Source organism: Pseudomonas sp. BNK-7, assembly GCF_048072025.1.
GTDB classification, from domain to species: domain Bacteria; phylum Pseudomonadota; class Gammaproteobacteria; order Pseudomonadales; family Pseudomonadaceae; genus Aquipseudomonas; species Aquipseudomonas danubii.
On sequence record NZ_CP182252.1, the window covers coordinates 1164641 to 1185000 of the forward strand.

The 20360-nt window shown below is 61.4% G+C and carries 19 protein-coding genes (1 of these 19 cut by a window edge); 2 read left to right on the plus strand and 17 right to left on the minus strand.

Annotated elements, in window-relative coordinates; genetic code table 11:
* From ACMGF8_RS05510 to ACMGF8_RS05540, 7 genes are all read right to left on the minus strand, one after another.
* Positions 1-804, minus strand: coding sequence for an ABC transporter ATP-binding protein (locus ACMGF8_RS05510; RefSeq protein ID WP_115581312.1), 804 nt, complete (start codon positions 802-804; stop codon positions 1-3).
* Positions 801-1937, minus strand: coding sequence for an MlaE family lipid ABC transporter permease subunit (locus ACMGF8_RS05515; RefSeq protein WP_416758939.1), 1137 nt, complete (start codon positions 1935-1937; stop codon positions 801-803). The genes ACMGF8_RS05510 and ACMGF8_RS05515 overlap by 4 nt, the downstream gene beginning before the upstream one ends.
* Positions 1938-2003: 66 nt before the next feature.
* Positions 2004-3047 carry a DUF5924 family protein gene (locus ACMGF8_RS05520; protein ID WP_102862511.1) on the minus strand — a complete coding sequence of 348 codons (1044 nt, stop codon included), beginning with the start codon at positions 3045-3047 and terminating at the stop codon, positions 2004-2006.
* 94 nt (positions 3048-3141) lie between these two features.
* Positions 3142-4527 (minus strand): M16 family metallopeptidase, encoded by a 1386-nt coding sequence (locus tag ACMGF8_RS05525; protein ID WP_207166846.1) that lies wholly within the window; start codon positions 4525-4527, stop codon positions 3142-3144.
* 56 nt (positions 4528-4583) lie between these two features.
* Positions 4584-6242 carry a Na/Pi cotransporter family protein gene (locus tag ACMGF8_RS05530; RefSeq protein WP_102862513.1) on the minus strand — a complete coding sequence of 553 codons (1659 nt, stop codon included), beginning with the start codon at positions 6240-6242 and terminating at the stop codon, positions 4584-4586.
* 216 nt (positions 6243-6458) lie between these two features.
* Entirely contained in the window at positions 6459-7226 is a 768-nt protein-coding gene (locus ACMGF8_RS05535; protein ID WP_102862514.1) for a TerC family protein, read from the minus strand.
* 67 nt (positions 7227-7293) lie between these two features.
* Positions 7294-8601, minus strand: coding sequence for a CitMHS family transporter (locus ACMGF8_RS05540; RefSeq protein ID WP_416758943.1), 1308 nt, complete (start codon positions 8599-8601; stop codon positions 7294-7296).
* A 319-nt stretch (positions 8602-8920) separates the two neighbouring features.
* Here ACMGF8_RS05540 and ACMGF8_RS05545 point away from each other — a divergent pair, with 319 nt between their 5' ends.
* Complete coding sequence (locus ACMGF8_RS05545) at positions 8921-9322, plus strand: GFA family protein (protein WP_102862516.1); 402 nt, start codon at positions 8921-8923, stop codon at positions 9320-9322.
* A gap of 23 nt (positions 9323-9345) precedes the next feature.
* Here the strand turns inward: ACMGF8_RS05545 and ACMGF8_RS05550 are convergent, their stop codons facing one another.
* The 10 genes from ACMGF8_RS05550 to ACMGF8_RS05595 all read right to left on the minus strand — a co-directional run bounded on the left by ACMGF8_RS05550 (position 9346) and on the right by ACMGF8_RS05595 (position 19306).
* Positions 9346-11307 carry a DUF4105 domain-containing protein gene (locus ACMGF8_RS05550; RefSeq protein ID WP_207166847.1) on the minus strand — a complete coding sequence of 654 codons (1962 nt, stop codon included), beginning with the start codon at positions 11305-11307 and terminating at the stop codon, positions 9346-9348.
* Positions 11304-11624 (minus strand): DUF2388 domain-containing protein, encoded by a 321-nt coding sequence (locus ACMGF8_RS05555; RefSeq protein WP_102862518.1) that lies wholly within the window; start codon positions 11622-11624, stop codon positions 11304-11306. Before ACMGF8_RS05555 ends, ACMGF8_RS05550 begins: the two co-directional genes overlap by 4 nt.
* A 27-nt stretch (positions 11625-11651) precedes the next feature.
* The gene (locus ACMGF8_RS05560; RefSeq protein WP_371826189.1) at positions 11652-11945 is read right to left on the minus strand and encodes a DUF2388 domain-containing protein; all 294 of its coding nucleotides are present in this window, start codon (positions 11943-11945) and stop codon (positions 11652-11654) included.
* A 115-nt stretch (positions 11946-12060) separates the two neighbouring features.
* On the minus strand, positions 12061-12378 hold the full coding sequence (locus tag ACMGF8_RS05565) for a DUF2388 domain-containing protein (protein ID WP_115581318.1): 318 nt from the start codon (positions 12376-12378) through the stop codon (positions 12061-12063).
* A 472-nt stretch (positions 12379-12850) separates the two neighbouring features.
* Positions 12851-13066, minus strand: a complete 216-nt coding sequence (locus tag ACMGF8_RS05570; RefSeq protein WP_011058498.1) for a DUF1127 domain-containing protein — start codon at positions 13064-13066, stop codon at positions 12851-12853.
* Between the two features lie 319 nt (positions 13067-13385).
* Positions 13386-14879, minus strand: a complete 1494-nt coding sequence (locus tag ACMGF8_RS05575) for an acetyl-CoA hydrolase/transferase family protein (RefSeq protein ID WP_102862521.1) — start codon at positions 14877-14879, stop codon at positions 13386-13388.
* A gap of 179 nt (positions 14880-15058) precedes the next feature.
* Positions 15059-16495: an NAD(P)(+) transhydrogenase (Re/Si-specific) subunit beta gene (locus tag ACMGF8_RS05580; protein WP_016963710.1), complete on the minus strand. Its 1437-nt coding sequence runs from the start codon at positions 16493-16495 to the stop codon at positions 15059-15061.
* Positions 16495-16818: an NAD(P) transhydrogenase subunit alpha gene (locus tag ACMGF8_RS05585; RefSeq protein WP_005783507.1), complete on the minus strand. Its 324-nt coding sequence runs from the start codon at positions 16816-16818 to the stop codon at positions 16495-16497. The genes ACMGF8_RS05580 and ACMGF8_RS05585 overlap by 1 nt, the downstream gene beginning before the upstream one ends.
* A 15-nt stretch (positions 16819-16833) precedes the next feature.
* Entirely contained in the window at positions 16834-17955 is a 1122-nt protein-coding gene (locus ACMGF8_RS05590; protein WP_102862522.1) for a Re/Si-specific NAD(P)(+) transhydrogenase subunit alpha, read from the minus strand.
* Positions 17956-18406: 451 nt separating this feature from the next.
* Positions 18407-19306, minus strand: coding sequence for a LysR family transcriptional regulator (locus ACMGF8_RS05595; protein WP_102862523.1), 900 nt, complete (start codon positions 19304-19306; stop codon positions 18407-18409).
* Between the two features lie 158 nt (positions 19307-19464).
* Here ACMGF8_RS05595 and ACMGF8_RS05600 point away from each other — a divergent pair, with 158 nt between their 5' ends.
* On the plus strand, positions 19465-20360 hold the 5' portion of the coding sequence (locus ACMGF8_RS05600; RefSeq protein WP_077933165.1) for an acyl-CoA dehydrogenase. The gene runs 286 nt beyond the window's last position; only the first 896 of its 1182 coding nucleotides appear in the window; it begins with the start codon at positions 19465-19467; its stop codon lies off the right edge, out of view.

A 20360-nucleotide genomic window follows, 5' to 3' on the forward strand; every position in this document is an offset into this window, starting at 1 on the left:
TCATCCCTCGTTGGTCTGTGTAGCGGCCTGGTAGGCCGCGCGGCCGCGTGGGCCATGGAAGTATTGGTGAATCCATTCGTCCGGGGTTTCGGCGACCACATCGATGGCGTCCGCCACCAGTACCTTTTTCTGTGCCAGTACCGCCACCCGGTCGGTGATGGTGTAGAGGGTGTCCAGGTCGTGGGTGACCAGGAACACGCTCAGGCCCAGGGCATCGCGCAGGGTCAGGATCAGTTGGTCGAAGGCTGCCGCCCCCACCGGGTCGAGGCCGGCGGTGGGTTCGTCGAGAAACAGGATGTCCGGGTCCAGGGCCAGGGCACGGGCCAGTGCTGCGCGTTTGATCATGCCGCCAGAGAGCGAGGATGGGTATTTGTCGGCGGCCGACAAGGGCAACCCGGCCAGGGCCAGTTTCACTGCCGCCAGGTGTTCGGCGTCGCTGCGGGACAGGCCCGCATGCTCGATCAGTGGCAGGGCGACGTTCTCGGTCACTGTCAGCGAGGTGAACAGCGCGCCCTTCTGGAACAGCACGCCAAAGCGCCGCTCGATCAGGGAACGTTGCTTTTCCGGCAGGCTGGGCAGGTCCTGGCCGAAGACCCGCACCGAGCCGTCGCTGGGTTGGCGCAGGCCGACGATGCTGCGCAGCAGCACCGACTTGCCGCTACCTGAGCCGCCGACCACGCCGAGGATCTCGCCCTTGTACACGTCCAGGTCGAGATTTTCGTGCACGCTCTGCTTGCCGAAGCGGTTGCACAGGCCACGGACCTCGATCACCGCCTCGGCGGGCGGGCGCGTCGGGCGGCTCACCAGCCCATCTCCATGAAGAACAGCGCGGCCACGGCGTCGATGACGATCACCACGAAGATCGACTGCACCACGCTGGACGTGGTGTGGGCGCCCACCGATTCGGCACTGCCGCTGACCTTGAAGCCCTCCAGGCAGCCGATGGCGGCGATCAGGAAAGCGAAGATCGGCGCTTTGACCAGGCCCAGCAGAAAGTGCTTAACGCCAATGTCCGAGTGCAGCAGCGAAAGGAACATCGCCGGGGAAATATCCAGGGACAGGGCACAGACCACGGCGCCGCCGATGATCCCCGAGAGCATCGCCAGGAAGGTCAGCATCGGCAGCGCCACCAGCAGGGCCAGCACCCGGGGCAGCACCAGCAACTCCATCGGGTCCAGGCCCAGGGTGCGGATGGCGTCGATCTCTTCGTTGGCCTTCATCGAGCCGATCTGCGCGGTGAAGGCGCTGGCGGTGCGTCCGGCCATGAGGATCGCGGTCAGCAGCACGCCAAATTCCCGCAGGAAGGAAAACGCCACCAGGTCGACGGTAAAGATGCTGGCGCCGAAGTTGGCCAGCACCGTGGCTCCGAGAAAGGCCACCACCGCCCCCACCAGGAAGGTCAGCAGGGCGACGATGGGCGCGGCATCGAGGCCGGTCTGCTCGATATGCGCCACCACCGGGGTGATGCGCCAGCGCTTGGGGTGCAGCAGGCCCCGGGCCAGGGTTTCGAGGATCAGGCCGATAAAGCCCAGGACCTTCAGGGTGTCCTGCCAGACGGTGTAGACCGCACTGCCAATGCGTGAGAGCAGTTGCACGCTGACGGCAATCTCCGGTTCCTTGACCGGCACACAAAAATCGTTGAGCGAGCTGTAGACCGTATGCAGCAATGCGCGGTCGGCGGTGGACAGGGTGCAATCAGGGTGTTCGGCGGATCGCCCCAGGCGTTCGGCTCCCAGGAGTTCTACCAGCAGCGAGGCCCCCGCGGTGTCCAGGGCTCCCAGGCCGTTGAGGTCGACGTGGGTGCTGCTGTCGTAGTGGCCGTTGAGGCTCTGGCAGAGGCGCTTGAGGTCGCTGTAGTGGGCCAGCGTCCAGTCTCCGCCGATGCGCAGTTGCGCCGGAGAGTGGGCGTTGTCCAGTTGAGCGGTGCCGGGCGTCATGCGGGTATTCATAAGCTCCGAGCTTGTGGGGCGATTGCGCAGTGCTACGTAATAGCACGATCCCCGTTACTTTGCCTCGCCGCTCTTGGCTGGATCTTGATCTGGGTCGGTGATCTCGAAGCGCAGCACACCAATCACCTGTCCGTCCTCGGTGATCACCCGCACTTGCCATTTTCCCGCCGGGTTGCCGGGGAAATTCTGCTTGTGGGACCAGGCGCGGTAGCCCTCCTTGCGTCCGCCGTGAATATCCAGGGCGATGCGATCCACTTCGCTGCCGTTGAACTTCCAGACGTGATAGATGCGCTCGTCCAGGCCCCTGGGGGCGTTGATCGCGGTGTAGGCGTACAAACCGCTGCTGCGTACCTGGCTGGCACTCACCTGTTCCAGGCTGTCCCCGGGCGTGCGGTCCTGGAGTTGGGTGCTGATGGCGTCCTCGGTCAGCCACAGGGTGGCAGGCGGCACCCAGGAGCGCAGCAGCCAGCCGGTGCTGCCAATGGCCAGGGTGATACACAGCACCGCCAGTGCGCTGCGCACGCTGCGGATCGGCAGGATCGACGCCAGGCTCGGGAAGGACAGGAGCATGGCGATGCCCAGGGCCAGCTTGAAGCTCTGGGCCGTGGTCAGGTGCAGGATCAGCGGCAGGGCCGTGAGCAAGGCGGCGAACAGGGTCAGGGTGTGCAAGGCGAGGAACAGCCAGCGCCGCGGCGCCAGCCACTTGTAGTACAGCGGGTCGGTGATGGAAATCAGCGCCGCTGCCCCCAGCAGCCCGGTGAATACCAGTTGGCCGCTGTTCCAGCTGGTGGTGATGAAGAAGAACGGCAGGACGAAGAACAGACTTTCCTGGTGGATCATTTGTGTCGCGTAGCGCAGCAGCGGTTGTGGGATCTCGCGCTTGAAGACCTTGGTGAACAGTTGGGTCAGGCTGTTTTCCAGCATCAGCCAGACCCAGCTCACCAACAGGATCACGGCGATCCACGAGGCCAGGCTCTGTTGCCGGTCCACCAGGATGAAGCTGCCGACTCCGGAGATGAAACCGCCGAGCGCAATGACCCCCGGGTAGCGCTTCATCAGTTCCAGAACGCGCTGAATAGAGTGGGTCAGGTTAGGCATCGGGCGGGGTCACAGTCTTGGCAGGAAAAAACCGTGACAGGATACCTGTTGGCCGCGGCCTGTGGCGAGGGAGCAGGCTCCCTCGCCACACCGGCTAGTGGGTGCGCCGGCGGTACAGCAGGTAGCCGCCCAGGCTGCCGAAGACGATCAGGGCCAGCAGGCCGCCGGTCAGCCAGAGCAGTTGCTCGTCCCCCAACAGGGGTTTTTCGATTCGCACATAGCCCGGCTGTTGCAGCAATTGCCTCAGTGCCAGGTTGGCCTGCTTCAGGCTCACCGCCCGCAGGCGCTTGGCCGGGTCGCTGAAGCGGCCGTTGTCGAAGTCGCCGAGGGCACTCCAGTAGTAATCCGCCAAGGCGCTGTTGCCCTGTACTGCCCAAGCCTGGCGATCGATGGCGGCCTGCTTCAGGCGCTCGAAATTCGCAGGGTCCAGACCGTCCTTGAGCAATTTGGCCTTGAGCTGCTCGACCACCTGTCGGGCCTGGGGCAGGTCATCGCGTTCGAGGTCGGCATTGAGGCTGAGAAAACCGACGCCGCCAAACACTTCACGGTCGCTCCAGGGACCGTAGGACAGCTCATGTTCCAGGCGCAACTGACGGTATAACGCCCAATCCAGATAGTCCTTGAGCAGGTCGAAGGTCTCGTCGTGCTGCTGCTCCAGCAGGGGTTCGGGAAACAGCCAGTGCAATTGTGCGCTCTGCCCTACCCAGCCATGGATCAAGTTGCGCTCGGCGGCGGCCGTGCCCTGGATCTGTGGCAGCTCGCGGTGCTCGCTGGGCTCTATCGGCTCGAGTGCGCCGTAGGTGCGCTCCAGATAAGCCGGCAGCAGGCGATCCAGTTCGCCGACGACGATCAGGGTCATGTTGTTCGGGGCGTACCAGTCTTTGCGCACTTGCTCCAGCTGGGCCAGGGTCAAGTGCCCGACTTCGGCGCGCTCGGCGCATTTGAGCCCCAGTTCCACCGCCAGCTGGTTGCCGGCCTTGTGGCCCAGGTCCTGGCGGTCGAGCCAGCGTTGCAGGTGCGAGTAATGGCCGCCGTCTTCGCGCTCCACCACCTGTTTGGCGGCGGCCACGGCTTGGTCGTCAAGGCGGGTCCGGGTCAGCAGCGACAGCAGCAGGTCGAGGACCTTGCGCTGGTTTCTCGCCGGGGCCTCGATGACGAAAGTGGTATCGGCATTGCTGGTGTAGGCATTCCATTCGCCACCCAGGGCTTGCATGCGTTCTTCCAGGCCGCCTTCGCCGCTGGCGTCGATGCCGCTGAACAGCAAGTGTTCAAGCAGGTGCGGCAGTTCCTTGTCGGCACAGGCGAAATCGTCCAGGCCGACGCCCACCACCAGGCGGATCGCCACATGGCCGCGTTCGCTGCCGGGCTTGAGCAGTAGTTGCAGGCCGTTGGGCAGGGTGTAGCCTTCGACCTGGAAACGATCCAGGGCCCATCCTTGTGCACTGCCCAGCAACAGGCAGGCGAATAACAGACAACGCATAACAAGCTTCCTTACGGCGTGCGTAAGTTTTAGAGACTTCAGATCACTCTGGACGTTCAGGGTGAATGGGTGATGTCAGCCATGTTCTCGATTTCCAGCGCCCCGGTGTCCGAGGTTTCAAGGACCACGTAGGCGCTGCTGCAGAACAGCGAGTTGAGACGCTTCATGTCGGCGATCAGTTCCAGGTGCAGGGAGCTGGTCTCGATGCTCTGGACAATCTTGCGCTGCAGCCGGCTGACGTGGGCGTGGGCCAGGCGCCGTTCCTGGGCGCGGAAGCGGCGTTTCTCCCGCAGCAATTGACGGGCGCTTTCCGGGTCGGCGCTGAGAAATACCGAGAGTCCCAGGCGCAGGTTGGCGATCAGTTGCGCGTGCAGTCCGGTCAGCTCTTCCAGACCCACTTCGGAGAAGGAGCGGCGTTGCGACGTCTTCTGCTGCTGGACCTTGCGCAGCATGCGTTCAATCAGGTCGCTGGCCAGCTTGAGGTTGATCGCCAGTTCGATGATCTCCGCCCAGCGCCGGCTGTCCTGCTCGCTGAGGTCTTCCCGGGGCATTTGCGCCAGGTACAGCTTGATGGCGCTGTACAGCGCTTCTACATCCTCGCTCAGGGCGCGCATTTCCTGGGTAATGGCGGTCTGCTTGCCACGCAGCACATCGCGCATGGCTTCCAGCATATTGTCGATCAGGTCGCCGATGCGCAGGGTTTCCCGGGCGGCGTTGGCCAGGGCCAGGCTCGGGGTGACCAAGGCAGTGGGATCGAGGTGCCGTGGTCGTGCACGGCCGTTGTCCTGGGGGCGCTCGGGCATCAGCCAGGCACAGAATCGGGCCATGGGGCCGACAGTGGGCAGCAGCAACAGGCAGCGGACGGTGTTGTACAACAGGTGGAAGCCGATCACCACTTCCTGCGGGCTGAAGTCCAGGCTGTCCATCCAGTGGGCCAGCGGGTCGAGCACCGGAATGATCAGCAGCAGGCCGATCAGCTTGTACAACAGGCTGCCCAGCGCCACCTGGCGTCCGGCGGTGTTCTGCATGCTGGTGCTGAGGAAGGCCAGCACCCCGCTGCCGATGTTGGCGCCGATCACCAGGCCGATGGCCACCGGCAGGCCGATCACCCCGGCTCCGGCCAGGGTGGCGGTCAGCAGCACCGCCGCCAGGCTGGAGTAGGACACCATGGCGAACACCGCGCCCATCAGCGCATCCAGGAGGATGTCGCCGGTGAGTGAGGCGAACAGCACCTTCACCCCTTGGGCGTGGGTAATCGGCGCTGCGGCTTCGACGATCAGTTGCAGGGCCAGGATGATCAGGCCCAGGCCGATGCCGACCCGGCCCAGTTGGCCGGCGCGAGTCTGTTTGCGCGACAGAAAGAAAATCACCCCGAGGAAGATCAGCAACGGTGACAGCCAGGACAGGTCGAAAGTCAGCACCCGAGCCATCAATGCGGTACCGACATCGGCCCCCAGCATGGTGGCCAGCGCCGGGGTCAGGGTCATCAGGCCCTGGCCGACAAAGGAGGTCACCAGCATCGCCGTGGCGTTGCTGCTCTGGACCATGGCGGTTACCAGGATGCCGGCGACGAAGGCCAGCGGTCGCCTGGCCATGTTCTGCCCGATTACGTGTCGCAGGTTGGAGCCATAGACCCGCAGGATGCCGGTACGGACGATGTGCGTGCCCCAGATCAGCAGGGCCACGGCGGAAAGCAGATTGAGCAGGGTCAGCATGAGAGGGCCCCCCTGGGGTGAAGAGCCCCAAGCGGGGCCAGTGGACGTTGTTGCGCGAGGTTCTACGTTATGTATTTAAGCTGTAGTTGGCTAACGCACAGGACGCCAGCATCGCATAGCTAAACCGGTGATTGAAACAAAACTGTCATGAAAACAGCTGCCTGCAGCCGTGAAAAAGGGGCTCGTAAGCCCCTTTTTCTGTAGCGCGTTGGCGGTTTACTGACCAGGAATGTCCTTGCGCAGTTTCACCGGGTCCTGCTGTTTTTTCTTCTTCGCGATGGCGGTGCGCATCTTGATGTTGATGGCTTCCACCGCCAGGGAGAAGGCCATGGCGAAGTAGACGTAGCCTTTTGGTACGTGCACTTCGAAGGCCTCGGCGATCAGTACGGTACCGACCACCAGCAGGAACGACAGCGCGAGCATCTTCAGCGACGGGTGCTTGTCGATGAATTCGCTGATGGCGCCGGCCGCCAGCATCATCACCAGGACCGCGACAATGATCGCCGCCACCATGACCGGCACATGGGACACCATGCCCACTGCGGTGATGACCGAGTCCAGGGAGAAGACGATGTCGATGATGGCGATCTGGATGATGGTGTAGATGAAGTTGCCGCCCTTGCCTTTGGGTTCATCCAGGGTTTCGTCTTCACCTTCCAGTGCGTGGTACATCTCCTGGGAGCTTTTCCACAGCAGGAACAGGCCGCCGAAGAACAGGATCAGGTCCCGCCCGGAAATGCCTTGGCCGAAGACCACGAACAGATCGGCCGTAAGGCGCATGACCCAGGTGATCGACAGCAGCAACAGAATCCGCGTGACCATGGCCAGGGCCAGGCCGAAGATCCGGGTGCGCGCCTGCATGTGCTTGGGCATGCGGCTGACCAGGATCGAAATCATGATGATGTTGTCGATGCCCAGGACGATTTCCAGGGCGGTCAAGGTAAAGAAGGCAACCCAGATTTCCGGGTTGGTCAGCCATTCCATGTGTATTCCTTTGAGCGGTTGTTATGGCCCGGGCCGGGAAGCCGGCCCGAGCGAAGAATCATTGCTTTTATAGCGTGCTGAACAGCGGAAAAATCCCCATCAGCAGAGCGGCGAACATTATGCACAGACAGACCAGCACTGCCCACTTGAGGGTGAAGCGCTGGTGATCGCCGAACTCGATGCCAGCCAGGGCCACCAACAGATAGGTCGAGGGTACCAGCGGGCTGAGCAAGTGCACCGGTTGGCCGACGATCGACGCCCGGGCCATTTCCACCGCCGTGATGCCGTAATGACTGGCGGCTTCTGCCAGCACTGGCAATACGCCGTAGTAGAAGGCGTCGTTGGACATGAAGAAGGTGAACGGCATGCTCACCAGCGCGGTGATCACTGCGAGATAGGGCCCCAGGGCTTCAGCGATCACTGCCAGCAGGCTCTTGGACATGGCGTCGACCATGCCGGTACCGGACAGGATGCCGGTGAAGATACCGGCAGCAAAGATCAGCCCGACCACTGCCAGCACGCTGCCGGCGTGGGCCGCGACCCGGTCCTTCTGCTGCTGCAGGCAGGGGTAGTTGACGATCATGGCAATACTGAAGGCCACCATGAACAGCACGGGCAACGGCAGCAGCCCGGCGATCAGCGCGCACATCAGGGCGAAGGTCAGGGCACCGTTGAACCAGATCAGCTTCGGACGACGGGCGTCGGGGTACTGCGAGACGCTGATTTCACTGTGATCCATCTCATCGCCCGCCAGGTGCAGTTCGCCCAGGCGTGCACGCTCACGTTTGCCGTACAGATAGGCGATCGCCAGGATCGCCACCACGCCGGCCAGCATGGCTGGGATCATCGGCACGAAAATGTCCGACGGGTCCACGTGCAAAGCGCTGGCGGCGCGGGCGGTCGGGCCGCCCCAGGGGGTCATGTTCATCACCCCGCCGGCGAGGATGATCAGGCCCGCCATGATCCGCGGGCTCATGCCAATGCGGCTGTACAACGGCAGCATGGCGGCCACGCAGATCATGTAGGTGGTGGCGCCGTCACCGTCCAGGGACACCACCAGGGCCAGCACGGCGGTGCCGACCGAGACCTTCAGCGGGTCGCCCTTGACCAGCTTGAGGATCTTGCGCACCGCCGGGTCGAACAGGCCGGAGTCGATCATCAGGGCGAAATACAGAATGGCGAACATCAGCATCACGCCGGTGGGCGCCAGCTTGGTGATGCCTTCAAGCATCATGGGACCGATCTTCGGTGCGAAACCGCCGAACAGGGCGAACAGGATCGGCACGATGATCAGGGCGATCAGCGCGGACAGGCGCTTGGTCATGATCAGGAACATGAACGTGATGACCATGGCAAAGCCAAGGAAAGTCAGCATGGGAATACTCCAGGCGTAGCGCGGCTAGGGAATGGCGAACCGGGTGGGATCAGCGCAGAACGGCAAGCACGAGGCGTACGGGAGGAGTCGAAGCGAACAGGCGGGTACGAGCGGACATCAGAATCACCATTGTTGTTGTTAATAGGGCCGGGAGCGCCAGAAACGCCCGCTGTGGCCAACCGGTCTTTTGCCGGTAGTGGAGGCGATCCTAATCGGGGAAGCTTTCAGCCAGCTTTCGGCATTGAAAGGAAACGGTGGATGTTGCGGCAGGCGACCAGCGGCATAAAGTGACGGGCATGGGCCCAAAAGAGGAATGCACATGAGTGAGTTGCACACCGGCGGCTGCCACTGCGGGCGGCTGCGCTACCAGTTCAGCGGGCCACTGCGGGATATCGCCCACTGTCATTGCTCGATCTGCCGCCGGGTCAGCGGCGGTCTGGTGACCACCTGGATCACTTTGCCCGCCCGCGCTTTCAAGTGGCTGGAAGGCGTTCCCGCGCGCTACGACTCATCTGCAAGTTGTGCGCGCTATTTCTGCGCTGACTGTGGTGCTCACTTGGCACTGGTTACCCACCTGAGCCCGGACAGCATCGATGTCACCATTGCCACTCTGGATCACCCGGAACGGGCGCCTGCGGACCGGCATATCTGGACCGACAGCCGGCTACCCTGGCTGCACCTGGACGAGCAACTGCCGGAAGAACCCGAGGAAACTCTGTAGGAACCGGCTTGCCGGCGAAGCTTTCAAGGTAGCTCCAACCCACCCGCGGCCTTGTGCAGAGCCCGCAGATGCTCGCCCACCTGTTTCAGGTTGGCCTCGTTGGCGGCGATCTCGGCGGCCCGGGCTGGTTCGAGCAACGCCCGTACTTCCTTGTCCAGTTCGCCGGTCAGCGATTGCAGCTGTTTCTGCCGCTCGCTGCTTTCGGACTCCAGGCGCTGCCATTCGCCGGGCTGGGGCAAGCCATAGCCGCTGCTGCCCAGCAGTTCCGCCGGTCGGCTGAGGAAGCCGCTGTTGGCGAGAATTTCCTGCAGGGTCTTGTTGGCTTTTTCCATGCCGCCATTCTTCAGTTCCCGGGCGCCCAGGTAGCGCTGCTTGACCTCGTCCTGAGCCAGCAACAGTTGCCGGCGATAGCTGGCCTGCTCCAGGAGCAGCAAGGCCGCGCTGGTTCGCAGGTCGGCCTGGTCGAACCACTGGCGGCGTTGCGCAGCGCTCAGTGACAGCCAGTCTTCGACGCTGGCCTGTTTGATCGGCAGGTGCTTTTTGATCACTTCGAACATCGCCTGGTAGCGGTCGCGGAAGGAGTCGAAGCGATAGCCCAGGCGCAGCGCTTCCCGGGGATCGTCGAGCACGCTGGTGTTCGCCAGTCCCCTGCCCTTGAGCACTTCCAGCAAACCGTTGGGCATGATGCTGTCGAGGCCGATCAGTTGTTTGTTGTTGCTGCCGCTGCGCAGCAGCTTGAGGCTCTCCACTGCGCAGTTGTTGGACAGGAAGTAATAGTTGCCGTCGTAGCTCCAGTGCATCTCGGCGGCGTGCTCCACCACTTCCTCGATCTCGCTGCGTGACAGCTTTAAGGGCACGGATGCCAGGCTGCGCAGTTCGGTCTTGGTGTATTCATCGATGACTTGCGACAGCGGCAGGACGAACAACCGCGAAGGGTACTTGCCCACCAGGCCATCCCAACTGGACAGCTGTACGTCGCCGACAAAGGCGCGGTAGGACAGCACCAGGTGTTGGTCCAGGTCCAGGCGGCAATCCGGGCCTCGGGGGCGGCCCGGAGCACAGATCACCAGGCGCAGCATGCTGTGGCCCCAGCGGCTGACCCAGTTCTGGTTGGCCTCGGCCAGCAGGTAGTCCACCGCGTAGACCCGTTCCGGGTCGACCTTGCCCAGGGGCGTCTTGGCGAAGTCGTTGCCGGCGTTGAGGAAGGCAAAGGACTGGGCACAATTGTCCTTGGCGGCAGGGGCCCAGGCGAAATGTTCCTGGTAGTAGCGATACAGCGCCGGGCGGCGGCAGGCGTAGCTCGGATCGAGGAGGAAATACTCCATGTTCACCGCTACGAACTCTTTCGGGTTGGTGATCTCGTAGAGGTCCGGACTGCGGGCAACCTGCCGGTTGTGCTGTTCCCGCTCTCCGCGGCGACCGACATATTGCGGCCAGCCGGCCAGGTCCAGCAGCCGCGGGTCGTCGCTGAGGGTAAAGCGGCGATCGTTCTGGCCCCGGCACTCATCCGGCAGGCCGATCAGGCCGGAAGTACCGGTCTTGCGGGTGCAGCGCTGGATTAGGCTGCGTTCGGCGCTGGGCCATAAACGCGCACGATCATAAATGTGGGTCAGTTCATGAAGTACGGTAGCGAGCAGTTCCCGGCGCACGGTGCCATGGGGGCGACTGGTCTTCTGCGTCGCAGCCGAGCCATCGGCCAGGCTGGGCAACAGGGCACGATTGAGGTCCAGTTCCGCAACCAGGGATGCCGCGCCATAGGCATTGTCGGGCATCTGGTCGGTCCAGCCGACATAAATGGTGCGATCCAGTTGCTGGATGAAGCGCGGCGGCAGTGCCTGCATCGCTTCATCCAGCAGCGCCTGGCTGGCGCGTTGTTGCGCCGGGCTCAAACCATCGGTCTTGAGGCGCAATTGCAGGTCGGCTTGGGCTGTGCCACAGAGCAGCCCCAGGGTCCCGGCCAGCAGCCAGGCGAAAACTGGCTTCACAGAGCGAGGATAGCTTCGGCGAGGACCTGATCGCTGGCGTTACGGGCTTCCGGCAATTGGGTGCGCAGTGCCGTGAAGGCGGCTTCCAGTTGTGCGCCACGGATATCGCCATTGCTGGCGACAAAGCTGGCGGCATCGTCATGGGCTTCGCGCACGACTTTGGAATCACGGATCGAGGTGGTGGTGTCCGAGGTGAAATCGATCGTGCGGCCAGAGGCGCGGACGATGATATTACTGGTGGCCACTAGGGTTTGTGCCTGGGCCACGTCGGCCAACAACAGCAGGCCAAGGGTGGCGGCAATCAGCGGGCTACGCATGGAACGACTCCGGAATAACAGGGATGGCTATTGGACGAGAATTGCCTGCGCCAGTTCAAGGTCGCTGGCATGAAGTTTTGCCTGGTGTTGCCGCAGATACTTCAGTGCGGACTCCAGGCGTGCCCCACGCAGTTGGCCGTCGGTCGCAATGAAGGCGGCGGCGTCATCCTGGGCGGCGAGCAGCAGTTTATGGTCGAAGGGCGCCGAGGTCACCTGGCTTGTAGCGTAAGCCGTGATGACCGAGCTCTGGGTCGTCAGGTCAAATGCCTGCACCGAGGAGGCCCAACAGACAGCGATCAATAGTGGAGCGAAAAGCGAAATTCGGAACAAACCCAATAGTCTCGACAGCTGAAAACCAGCGCCAAGGCTAGCGCAATGGCCCGGGCAGGGCCAGTGCAGAGGGTTTCAGGTGCGTACACGCACCTGAAGCGGCAGGTCAGATCGCCAGGATTGCCTGAGCCAGTTGTGTATCAGTGGCCTGCAGTTGAGGGGCTTGTTGGCGGATGTGGGCGAAGGCACTTTCCAGTTTTACCCCGCGAATTGCGCCGTCGGTGGCGACGAAGCTGGCGGCGTCATCCCGGGCAGCGCGGACAATCTTGTTGTCGCGCAGGGAGGAGGTGACGTCGGAAGTTGCATCGGTCGTGGCCTTGAGGGCGCCGACAATGGCATCAGTGGTCACGATCAGGCTGGTGGCGTGGGCATTGGTAGCCAGGGCCAGCAGTGCGGCAGTGCTGAGCAGGCGAAGACGGGACATGGGTAGCTCCTGTGAATGAACAGACAATTTAAGGGCGCTGAGTGAGACGCCGGGCAGCCACTGCGAGGTGCTGTGTCTGATGGATCTGACGCAACTCGGAAGAAAGTCGTTACGTCACTTCAGATATTAGGCTGAGCTGTTCTATTCGCACAGATCTGTGTCAGGGGTGGAGGCTGCCGCCCATGAATTCATGACGCCGTCCTCGTCGAGACGTCGAACGATTGGCTTGCAGCATCAAGCTATTGGGTTTCTCGGCGAAGAGGCAGATAGGCTAGGGCTTTAACTGTACCTATTATTTTTTGTTTACTTCAAACTGTACCTATCGTTGTCTAGTGCAGACGGTCCTTCACCTCAGAACGTTTGCCATCGGCCCAGAACGACAAAACCCGTCGCAGTTTCCTGCGACGGGTTTTGTGTGTGCAATTCGGGGTGCTGGCGGTGGACCCGGAGGGTCAGGGCCAGCGACGCTGAGTTAGCGCCAGAACGGCTTGCTCAGCTCTTCGTAGCGTTGTGCTTCGCTGATCCCGGCATCGGCCAGCAGACGCGAATCCAGACGAGCCAGTTGATGGCGGCTGGAGATGCGGCGCTGCCACAGCATCAGGTTGGCAATAACGCGCAGAGGCAGGGAAGCCTGGGTTTTTTCAGCTTTGTCTTCGAAGAACAGTTCGGAACTGAGTGTACGTTCCATGGTTGACATCCTTCCGCTTGTGGCGGGATCAGGTAGTGGTTTAACTGGTGCCCATGATCCTCTTCCCGCGCAAGACTCTGTAGATACAGTTCACCTGTATTGTGAAGGACCAGTTAACTGTTTATAGAGGCTGTACTGTTCGTAAATGGCGCAACTGTACCTGTCAGCACCTTTTTGGTGCGTTTAGGCGGTTTTTGATTGGAAGTTAACGGTTTTAGGCGAGGAAAAGACCGGTACAGCAGTACAGTTTTTGTCGAGCTTTGGTGGGGAGCTGGCGAGCTGACGAAACTGTGTTTGCGTCAGCTGCCAACTGTATCAATCACTCGGCGAGCATTTTCCCGGTTTCTTCCAGATTGATGTGCCAGCTCAGGGCATCACGCAGTATGTGTGGTGTGTGACCACCCAGGGCGCAGGCCTTGGTGAAGTAGTCATTCAGCGCGTCGCGGTAGGACGGATGCACACAGTTGTCGATGATCACCCGGGCCCGCTCACGTGGCGCCAGGCCACGCAAGTCTGCCAGGCCGATCTCGGTCACCAGGATGTCGACGTCATGCTCGGTGTGGTCCACGTGGCTGACCATGGGCACCACGCTGGAAATCGCCCCGCCCTTGGCAATCGACTTGGTGACGAAGATCGCCAGGTGCGCGTTGCGAGCGAAGTCGCCGGAGCCGCCGATGCCGTTCATCATCCGCGTGCCGCAGACGTGGGTGGAGTTGACGTTGCCGTAGATGTCGAACTCCAGAGCGGTGTTGATGCCGATGATGCCCAGGCGGCGCACCACTTCCGGGTGGTTGGAGATCTCCTGGGGGCGCAGAACCAGCTTGTCCTTGTAGCGTTCCAGATTGCCGAACACGTCGGCGTTGCGCCGGCTCGACAGGGTGATGGAGCTGCCCGAGGCGAAGCTGAGCTTGCCGGCGTCGATCAGGTCGAAGGTCGAGTCCTGCAGCACCTCGGAGTACATGGTCAGGTTCTCGAACGGCGACTCGATCAAGCCGCACATCACCGCGTTGGCGATGTTGCCGATGCCCGCCTGCAGCGGGCCGAGCTTGTTGCTCATGCGTCCGGCATCCACTTCCTGCTTGAGGAAGTCGATCAGGTGATTGGCGATGCCTTGTGTTTCGCTGTCCGGGGTGGAGACGGTGGATGGCGAATCGGCCTGATTGGTGATGACAATGGCGACGATCTTTTCCGCAGGAATCGGAATGGCCGTGCTGCCGATGCGATCATCGACTTTGACCAGGGGAATAGGCGTGCGGGTCGGGCGATAAGTCGGGATGTAGATGTCGTGCAGGCCTTCCAGGTTTGGGTTGTGCGCCAGGTTGATCTCGACGATCACCTGCTTGGCGAAGATCGCAAAGCTGGCGGAGTTGCCCACCGAAGTGGTCGGCACGATATGGCCCTGCTCAGTGATGGCGACAGCCTCGATCACTGCAATGTCTGGCAGCTTGAGCTGCTGGTTGCGCAGTTGCTCGACGGTTTCCGACAAGTGCTGGTCGATGAACATCACTTCGCCGGCGTTGATCGCCTTGCGCAGGGTGCTGTCCACCTGGAACGGCATGCGCCGGGCCAGGACGCCGGCTTCGGTGAGTTGCTTGTCCAGGTCGTTGCCCAGGCTGGCACCAGTCATGAGGCTGATTTTCAGCGGGGTCACCTTGGCCCGTTCGGCCAGGGCATGGGGCACGGCCTTGGCTTCACCGGCGCGGGTGAAGCCGCTCATGCCGACGGTCATGCCGTCCTCAATCAGGGCGGCAGCGTCGGCGGCGCTCATCACCTTATCCAACAACGAAGGCAAGCGGATACGATCACGGTACATGAATTGTTATCTCGGGCAACGGAAGCAAGAAGCGCAGTCTAGTGATTTCAAAAAAAAACGCCCCGCGACAAAGGTCGAATGAAAGGCCCTGATCTAGAGCCTTCTGTCGGCTTTATGGTGTAAATAAAAAACCCCAGCCTACTAAAGGCTGAGGTTTGGGTTATTGCGCTACAGCAGCTTTATTCGACGGCTTTGACCATGTCTTCGATGACTTTCTTGGCGTCGCCGAAGACCATCATGGTCTTGTCCAGGTAAAACAGTTCGTTGTCCAGGCCGGCATAACCACTGGCCATGGAGCGCTTGTTGACGATGATGGTCTTGGCCTTGAAAGCCTCGAGGATCGGCATGCCGGCGATCGGCGATTTCGGATCGTTCTTCGCCGCCGGGTTGACCACGTCGTTGGCACCCAGGACCAGCACCACGTCGGCCTGGCCGAACTCGGAGTTGATGTCTTCCATCTCGAACACCTGGTCGTAAGGCACTTCGGCTTCGGCCAGCAATACGTTCATGTGGCCGGGCATGCGCCCTGCTACCGGGTGGATCGCGTACTTCACGGTCACGCCGCGGTGGGTCAGCTTCTCGGTCAGCTCTTTCAGCGCGTGCTGGGCCCGCGCTACCGCCAGGCCGTAGCCGGGAACGATGATCACGGTGTCCGCGTTGGTCAGCAGGAAGGTCGCATCGTCAGCCGAGCCGGATTTCACCGGACGGGCTTCCTGTGCACCGGCCGGGCCGCCCGCATCGGCGCTGTTGCCGAAACCGCCCAGCAGCACGTTGAAGAACGAACGGTTCATCGCCTTGCACATGATGTACGAAAGGATCGCGCCGCTGGAGCCCACCAGGGAGCCGGCGATGATCAGCATCGAGTTGTTCAGGGAGAAACCGATCCCTGCCGCTGCCCAGCCCGAATAGCTGTTGAGCATCGATACCACCACTGGCATGTCGGCGCCGCCGATCGGGATGATGATCAGCACACCCATGACGAAGGCCAGGGCCAGCATGAGGGCAAAGGCGCCCAGGTTGCCGGTGGCCATGAAGGTCACGCCCAGGCCGAGGGTGGCCAGGCCCAGCACCAGGTTGAGTTTGTGCTGGCCGGCGAACTGTACCGGTGCGCCCTGGAACAGGCGGAACTTGTACTTGCCCGACAGCTTGCCGAAGGCGATCACCGAGCCGGAGAAAGTGATGGCACCGATGGCCGCGCCGAGGAACAGTTCCAGGCGGTTACCAGCGGGGATCGCATCGCCCAGATGTTTGACGATGCCTAGAGACTGCGGTTCGACCACGGCGGCAATGGCGATGAACACCGCGGCCAGACCGATCATGCTGTGCATGAAGGCCACCAGCTCCGGCATCTTGGTCATCTCGACGCGCTTGGCCATGATCGAACCGGCGGTGCCGCCGATCAGCAGGCCCACGATAACGTAGCCGATGCCGGCGGTGGCCAGTTCTGCGCCGAGCTTATAGATGAGGCCAATGGTGGTCAGTACCGCCAGGGCCATGCCCAGCATGCCGAACAGGTTGCCGCGTCGGGACGTGGTCGGGTGCGAAAGCCCCTTGAGCGCCTGGATAAAGCACACCGAGGCAATCAGATAGAGGGTTGTTACCAGGTTCATACTCATTACTTCTGCACCTCTTCTTTCACGGCTTTGGGCGCTTTCTTCTTGAACATTTCCAACATGCGGCGGGTCACCAGGAAGCCACCGAACACGTTGACCGCGGCCAGGGCAACGGCCAGGGTGCCCATGGTCTTGCCCAGCGGGGTCACGGTCAGGGCGGCAGCCAGCATGGCGCCGACGATGACGATGGCGGAAATGGCGTTGGTCACCGCCATCAGCGGCGTATGCAGTGCGGGTGTGACGTTCCAGACCACGTGGTAACCGACATAGATCGCCAGCACGAAGATGATCAGGTTGTAGATACCGGGGGAGATAAGCTCTTCCATCGTCTGAATCCCTGCTTAGGCGTTTTTGCGGATGACTTGGCCGTCGCGGCACATCAGGCACGCGGCGACGATGTCGTCTTCGAGGTTGACTTCGAACTGCCCTTCTTTAGTGAAGACAAGCTTCAGGAAGTCCAGCAGGTTGCGGGCGTACAGCGCCGAGGCATCTGCAGCTACCGCGCCGGCCAGGTTGGTCGGGCCGACGATGGTTACACCGTTTTCGACCACGACCTGATCCGCTACGGTCAGCGGGCAGTTGCCGCCCTGTGCTGCTGCCAGGTCGATGACCACCGAGCCGGGTTTCATCTGGGCGACGGTCTCGGCGCTCAGCAGCGTCGGTGCCTTGCGACCTGGGATCAGCGCGGTGGTGATGACGATATCGGACTGCTTTGCACGCTCGTGGACCGCCTGGGCCTGGCGCTGCATCCAGCTGGCCGGCATGGGACGGGCGTAGCCACCGACACCTACAGCGCACTCGCGCTCTTCGTCGGTCTCGTAAGGCACGTCGACGAACTTGGCCCCCAGGGACTCGATCTGCTCCTTCACCGCTGGGCGCACGTCCGATGCCTCGATCACAGCGCCCAGGCGCTTGGCCGTGGCGATGGCCTGCAGCCCTGCTACACCGGCGCCGAGGATCAGTACGCGGGCTGCTTTGACGGTGCCAGCGGCGGTCATCAGCATTGGCATGAAGCGCGGATAGTAGTGGGCGGCCAGCAGCACAGCCTTGTAGCCGGCAATGTTGGCCTGGGACGACAACACGTCCAGGCTCTGGGCCCGGGAAGTGCGTGGTGCCGCCTCGAGGGCGAAGGCAGTAATGCCACGTTCGGCCAGCTTGGCGATGGTTTCATTGCTGAACGGATTGAGCATGCCCACCAACACGGTGCCGCTCTTGATCAGAGCCAGCTCGCTGTCACTGGGGGCCACTACCTTGAGGATCAGTTCGGCGCCAAAGGCATCGTTGGCGTTGCCAATGGTTGCCCCTGCCGCTTCATAGGCACTGTCGACCACGCTGGCGTTAATGCCGGCGCCGCTTTGCACAGTGACTTTATGACCCTGGCCGATCAGCTTCTTGATGGTTTCCGGGGTTGCAGCAACCCGTGTTTCACCCGTCTGGGTTTCGAGAGGAACACCAATGTGCACGTCAAATCTCCTGCTTGATCTTATTGCTTTCGATCTTTCTTAGAAGGCCAGCGCACTGAGGAGGGTGCGGCTGGGGCGGCCGATCAGCACGATCCCGCTGAAATCACAGCGGGGCGCGGCATTTTGCAGGCGAACTTTGAGGCCTTCAAGGGATTCTGACTAGTGACGGAAAATTAACTACAAGTCACCCCGTGACCGAATGTCGCAACGTACAGACTTAAACCCTTGTAAGCCGCGCCTTTCAAGGCTTTAGACATGAAATTAAGATTTTTCTCATCGGTGGTGTGAATAGTCTTACATCGCCTCTAAATAAACCCTACAAGCCGCGTGGTTAGGCGCTTGTAGAACGATTGTTCAAGGTGTCGGTACAGTCTGTCTAAATGCGACAAATAGTTATATCTGTAGGGCTTTTAATTAGTTGACTACGGGGTCAGTTATTGACGTGTAGCCTTTATTTTCCAAGGTTGTAGCTGTTCGCCTGGTTTACTAGCCAGTCGCGAAATGCCCGTAAAGAGGCTGATTCAACCTTGCGCTCAGGAATCATCAGGTAGTACGCCTTGATGCTCGTGAGTGCTTGAGGGTTGGCAATCACCAGGCGTTTTTCCGCCAGTTCGCGCTGAATGAGAAAGGCTGGAATCAGGGCGATGCCCATGTCGTGCATGGCTGCCTGGGCGAGCATGGAGAATAGCTCGTAGCGTGGCCCTGTCATGTCGCGGGGGATGCTCATTTGTTGTGAGTTGAACCACTGTCGCCAGGCGTAGGGACGTGTGGTCTGCTGCAACAGGGGCAGCTCGGCAATGGTTTCGGCATTCAGTTGCTGGTGGTTGCCCAGTATGGTCGGGCTGCACACCGGCACTGGATGCTCGCCCATCAGGCGATGGGACTGAGTGCCGGACCAGTCGGCGTCACCGAAGTAGATGGCCGCGTCGAAGGAGGTGTCGGCGAAGAGGAAGGGGCGTGTGCGGTTGGTCAGGTTGACGGTGACTTCGGGGTGTTGTTTCTGGAAGTCCTTGAGGCGTGGTAGCAGCCATTGAGTGCCGAAGGTCGGTACCACTGCCAGTTCGATGACATTGGCGCCTTGCTGACCCATCACGGAAAGGGTGTCGCGCTCTACGGCATCCAGTTGAGTTGCGATCCGTCGACTGTAGGAAAGGCCGGCTTCAGTCAGTTTGACCCCCCGCCGCGAGCGTCGGAAGAGTTCTACGCTGAGGAACTCCTCTAGGCTGGCGATCTGTCGGCAGACGGCGCCCTGGGTCAGGGAAAGCTCCTGCGCCGCCTTGGTAAAGCTCTCGTGACGGGCGGCGGCCTCGAAGCTGATCAGGGCGGCGGTACTGGGGATCTTTCTGCGCATGTACGGCTATCTCACTAATGGTGGCTGTAGATGGCACTTTTTGCCGTCACGAAGTGAGAAATTAGCACAACAGTATGCAAAATCCTCGTTTGCCGGGAGGCTCCTGCTGGGCCTAGGATCAGCCCACGATAGTTGACCTACTTCACGAGGATTCACTCATGGGCGGCAAAGCAAGCTTCAACTGGATCGATCCCCTTCTGCTGGACCAGCAACTGACTGAAGAAGAGCGCATGGTCCGCGACAGTGCCGAGCAGTTCGCTCAGGACAAGCTGGCACCACGGGTTCTGGAAGCTTTCCGCCATGAAAAGACCGACCCGGCCATCTTCCGTGAAATGGGTGAAGTCGGCCTCCTGGGCGCGACCATTCCCGAGCAGTACGGCGGCAGTGGCCTGAACTATGTGTGCTATGGCCTGATCGCTCGTGAAGTGGAGCGCGTGGACTCGGGTTACCGCTCCATGATGAGTGTGCAGTCGTCCCTGGTGATGGTGCCGATCAACGAGTTCGGCACCGAAGCGCAAAAGCAGAAGTACCTGCCGAAATTGGCCTCTGGCGAGTGGATTGGCTGCTTTGGTCTGACCGAGCCGAACCATGGCTCTGACCCGGGCGCGATGATTACTCGTGCGCGCAAGGTCGAAGGTGGCTACAGCCTGACCGGTAGCAAGATGTGGATCACCAACAGTCCGATCGCGGATGTGTTTGTGGTCTGGGCCAAGGATGACGCTGGTGATATCCGTGGCTTCGTTCTGGAGAAAGGATGGAAAGGTCTGAGCGCTCCAGCCATTCATGGCAAGGTGGGCCTGCGGGCGTCGATCACTGGCGAGATCGTCATGGATAACGTTTTTGTCCCGGAAGAGAACATCTTCCCGGATGTGCGTGGTCTGAAAGGTCCTTTCACTTGCTTGAACTCGGCACGCTATGGCATCTCCTGGGGCGCGCTTGGCGCGGCGGAATTCTGCTGGCACACCGCGCGTCAATACACTCTTGATCGTCAGCAGTTCGGTCGTCCTCTGGCCGCGACTCAGTTGATCCAGAAAAAACTGGCAGACATGCAGAC

Bases quoted from the DNA above. Each gene is read 5' to 3' on its own strand.
- ACMGF8_RS05520 (WP_102862511.1), bottom strand. From the start codon at position 3,047: ATGCCTAACCTGACCCACTCTATTCAGCGCGTTCTGGAACTGATGAAG.
- ACMGF8_RS05555 (WP_102862518.1), bottom strand. From the start codon at position 11,624: ATGCGTAGCCCGCTGATTGCCGCCACCCTTGGCCTGCTGTTGTTGGCC.
- ACMGF8_RS05535 (WP_102862514.1), bottom strand. From the start codon at position 7,226: ATGGAATGGCTGACCAACCCGGAAATCTGGGTTGCCTTCTTTACCTTG.
- ACMGF8_RS05530 (WP_102862513.1), bottom strand. From the start codon at position 6,242: ATGCTGACCCTGCTCAATCTGCTTTCCGCCGTGGCCCTGCTGATCTGG.
- ACMGF8_RS05565 (WP_115581318.1), bottom strand. From the start codon at position 12,378: ATGTCCCGTCTTCGCCTGCTCAGCACTGCCGCACTGCTGGCCCTGGCT.
- ACMGF8_RS05545 (WP_102862516.1), top strand. From the start codon at position 8,921: ATGAGTGAGTTGCACACCGGCGGCTGCCACTGCGGGCGGCTGCGCTAC.
- ACMGF8_RS05525 (WP_207166846.1), bottom strand. From the start codon at position 4,527: ATGCGTTGTCTGTTATTCGCCTGCCTGTTGCTGGGCAGTGCACAAGGA.
- ACMGF8_RS05515 (WP_416758939.1), bottom strand. From the start codon at position 1,937: ATGACGCCCGGCACCGCTCAACTGGACAACGCCCACTCTCCGGCGCAA.
- ACMGF8_RS05595 (WP_102862523.1), bottom strand. From the start codon at position 19,306: ATGCGCAGAAAGATCCCCAGTACCGCCGCCCTGATCAGCTTCGAGGCC.
- ACMGF8_RS05580 (WP_016963710.1), bottom strand. From the start codon at position 16,495: ATGAGTATGAACCTGGTAACAACCCTCTATCTGATTGCCTCGGTGTGC.
- ACMGF8_RS05570 (WP_011058498.1), bottom strand. From the start codon at position 13,066: ATGGAACGTACACTCAGTTCCGAACTGTTCTTCGAAGACAAAGCTGAA.
- ACMGF8_RS05585 (WP_005783507.1), bottom strand. From the start codon at position 16,818: ATGGAAGAGCTTATCTCCCCCGGTATCTACAACCTGATCATCTTCGTG.
- ACMGF8_RS05575 (WP_102862521.1), bottom strand. From the start codon at position 14,879: ATGTACCGTGATCGTATCCGCTTGCCTTCGTTGTTGGATAAGGTGATG.
- ACMGF8_RS05540 (WP_416758943.1), bottom strand. From the start codon at position 8,601: ATGCTGACTTTCCTTGGCTTTGCCATGGTCATCACGTTCATGTTCCTG.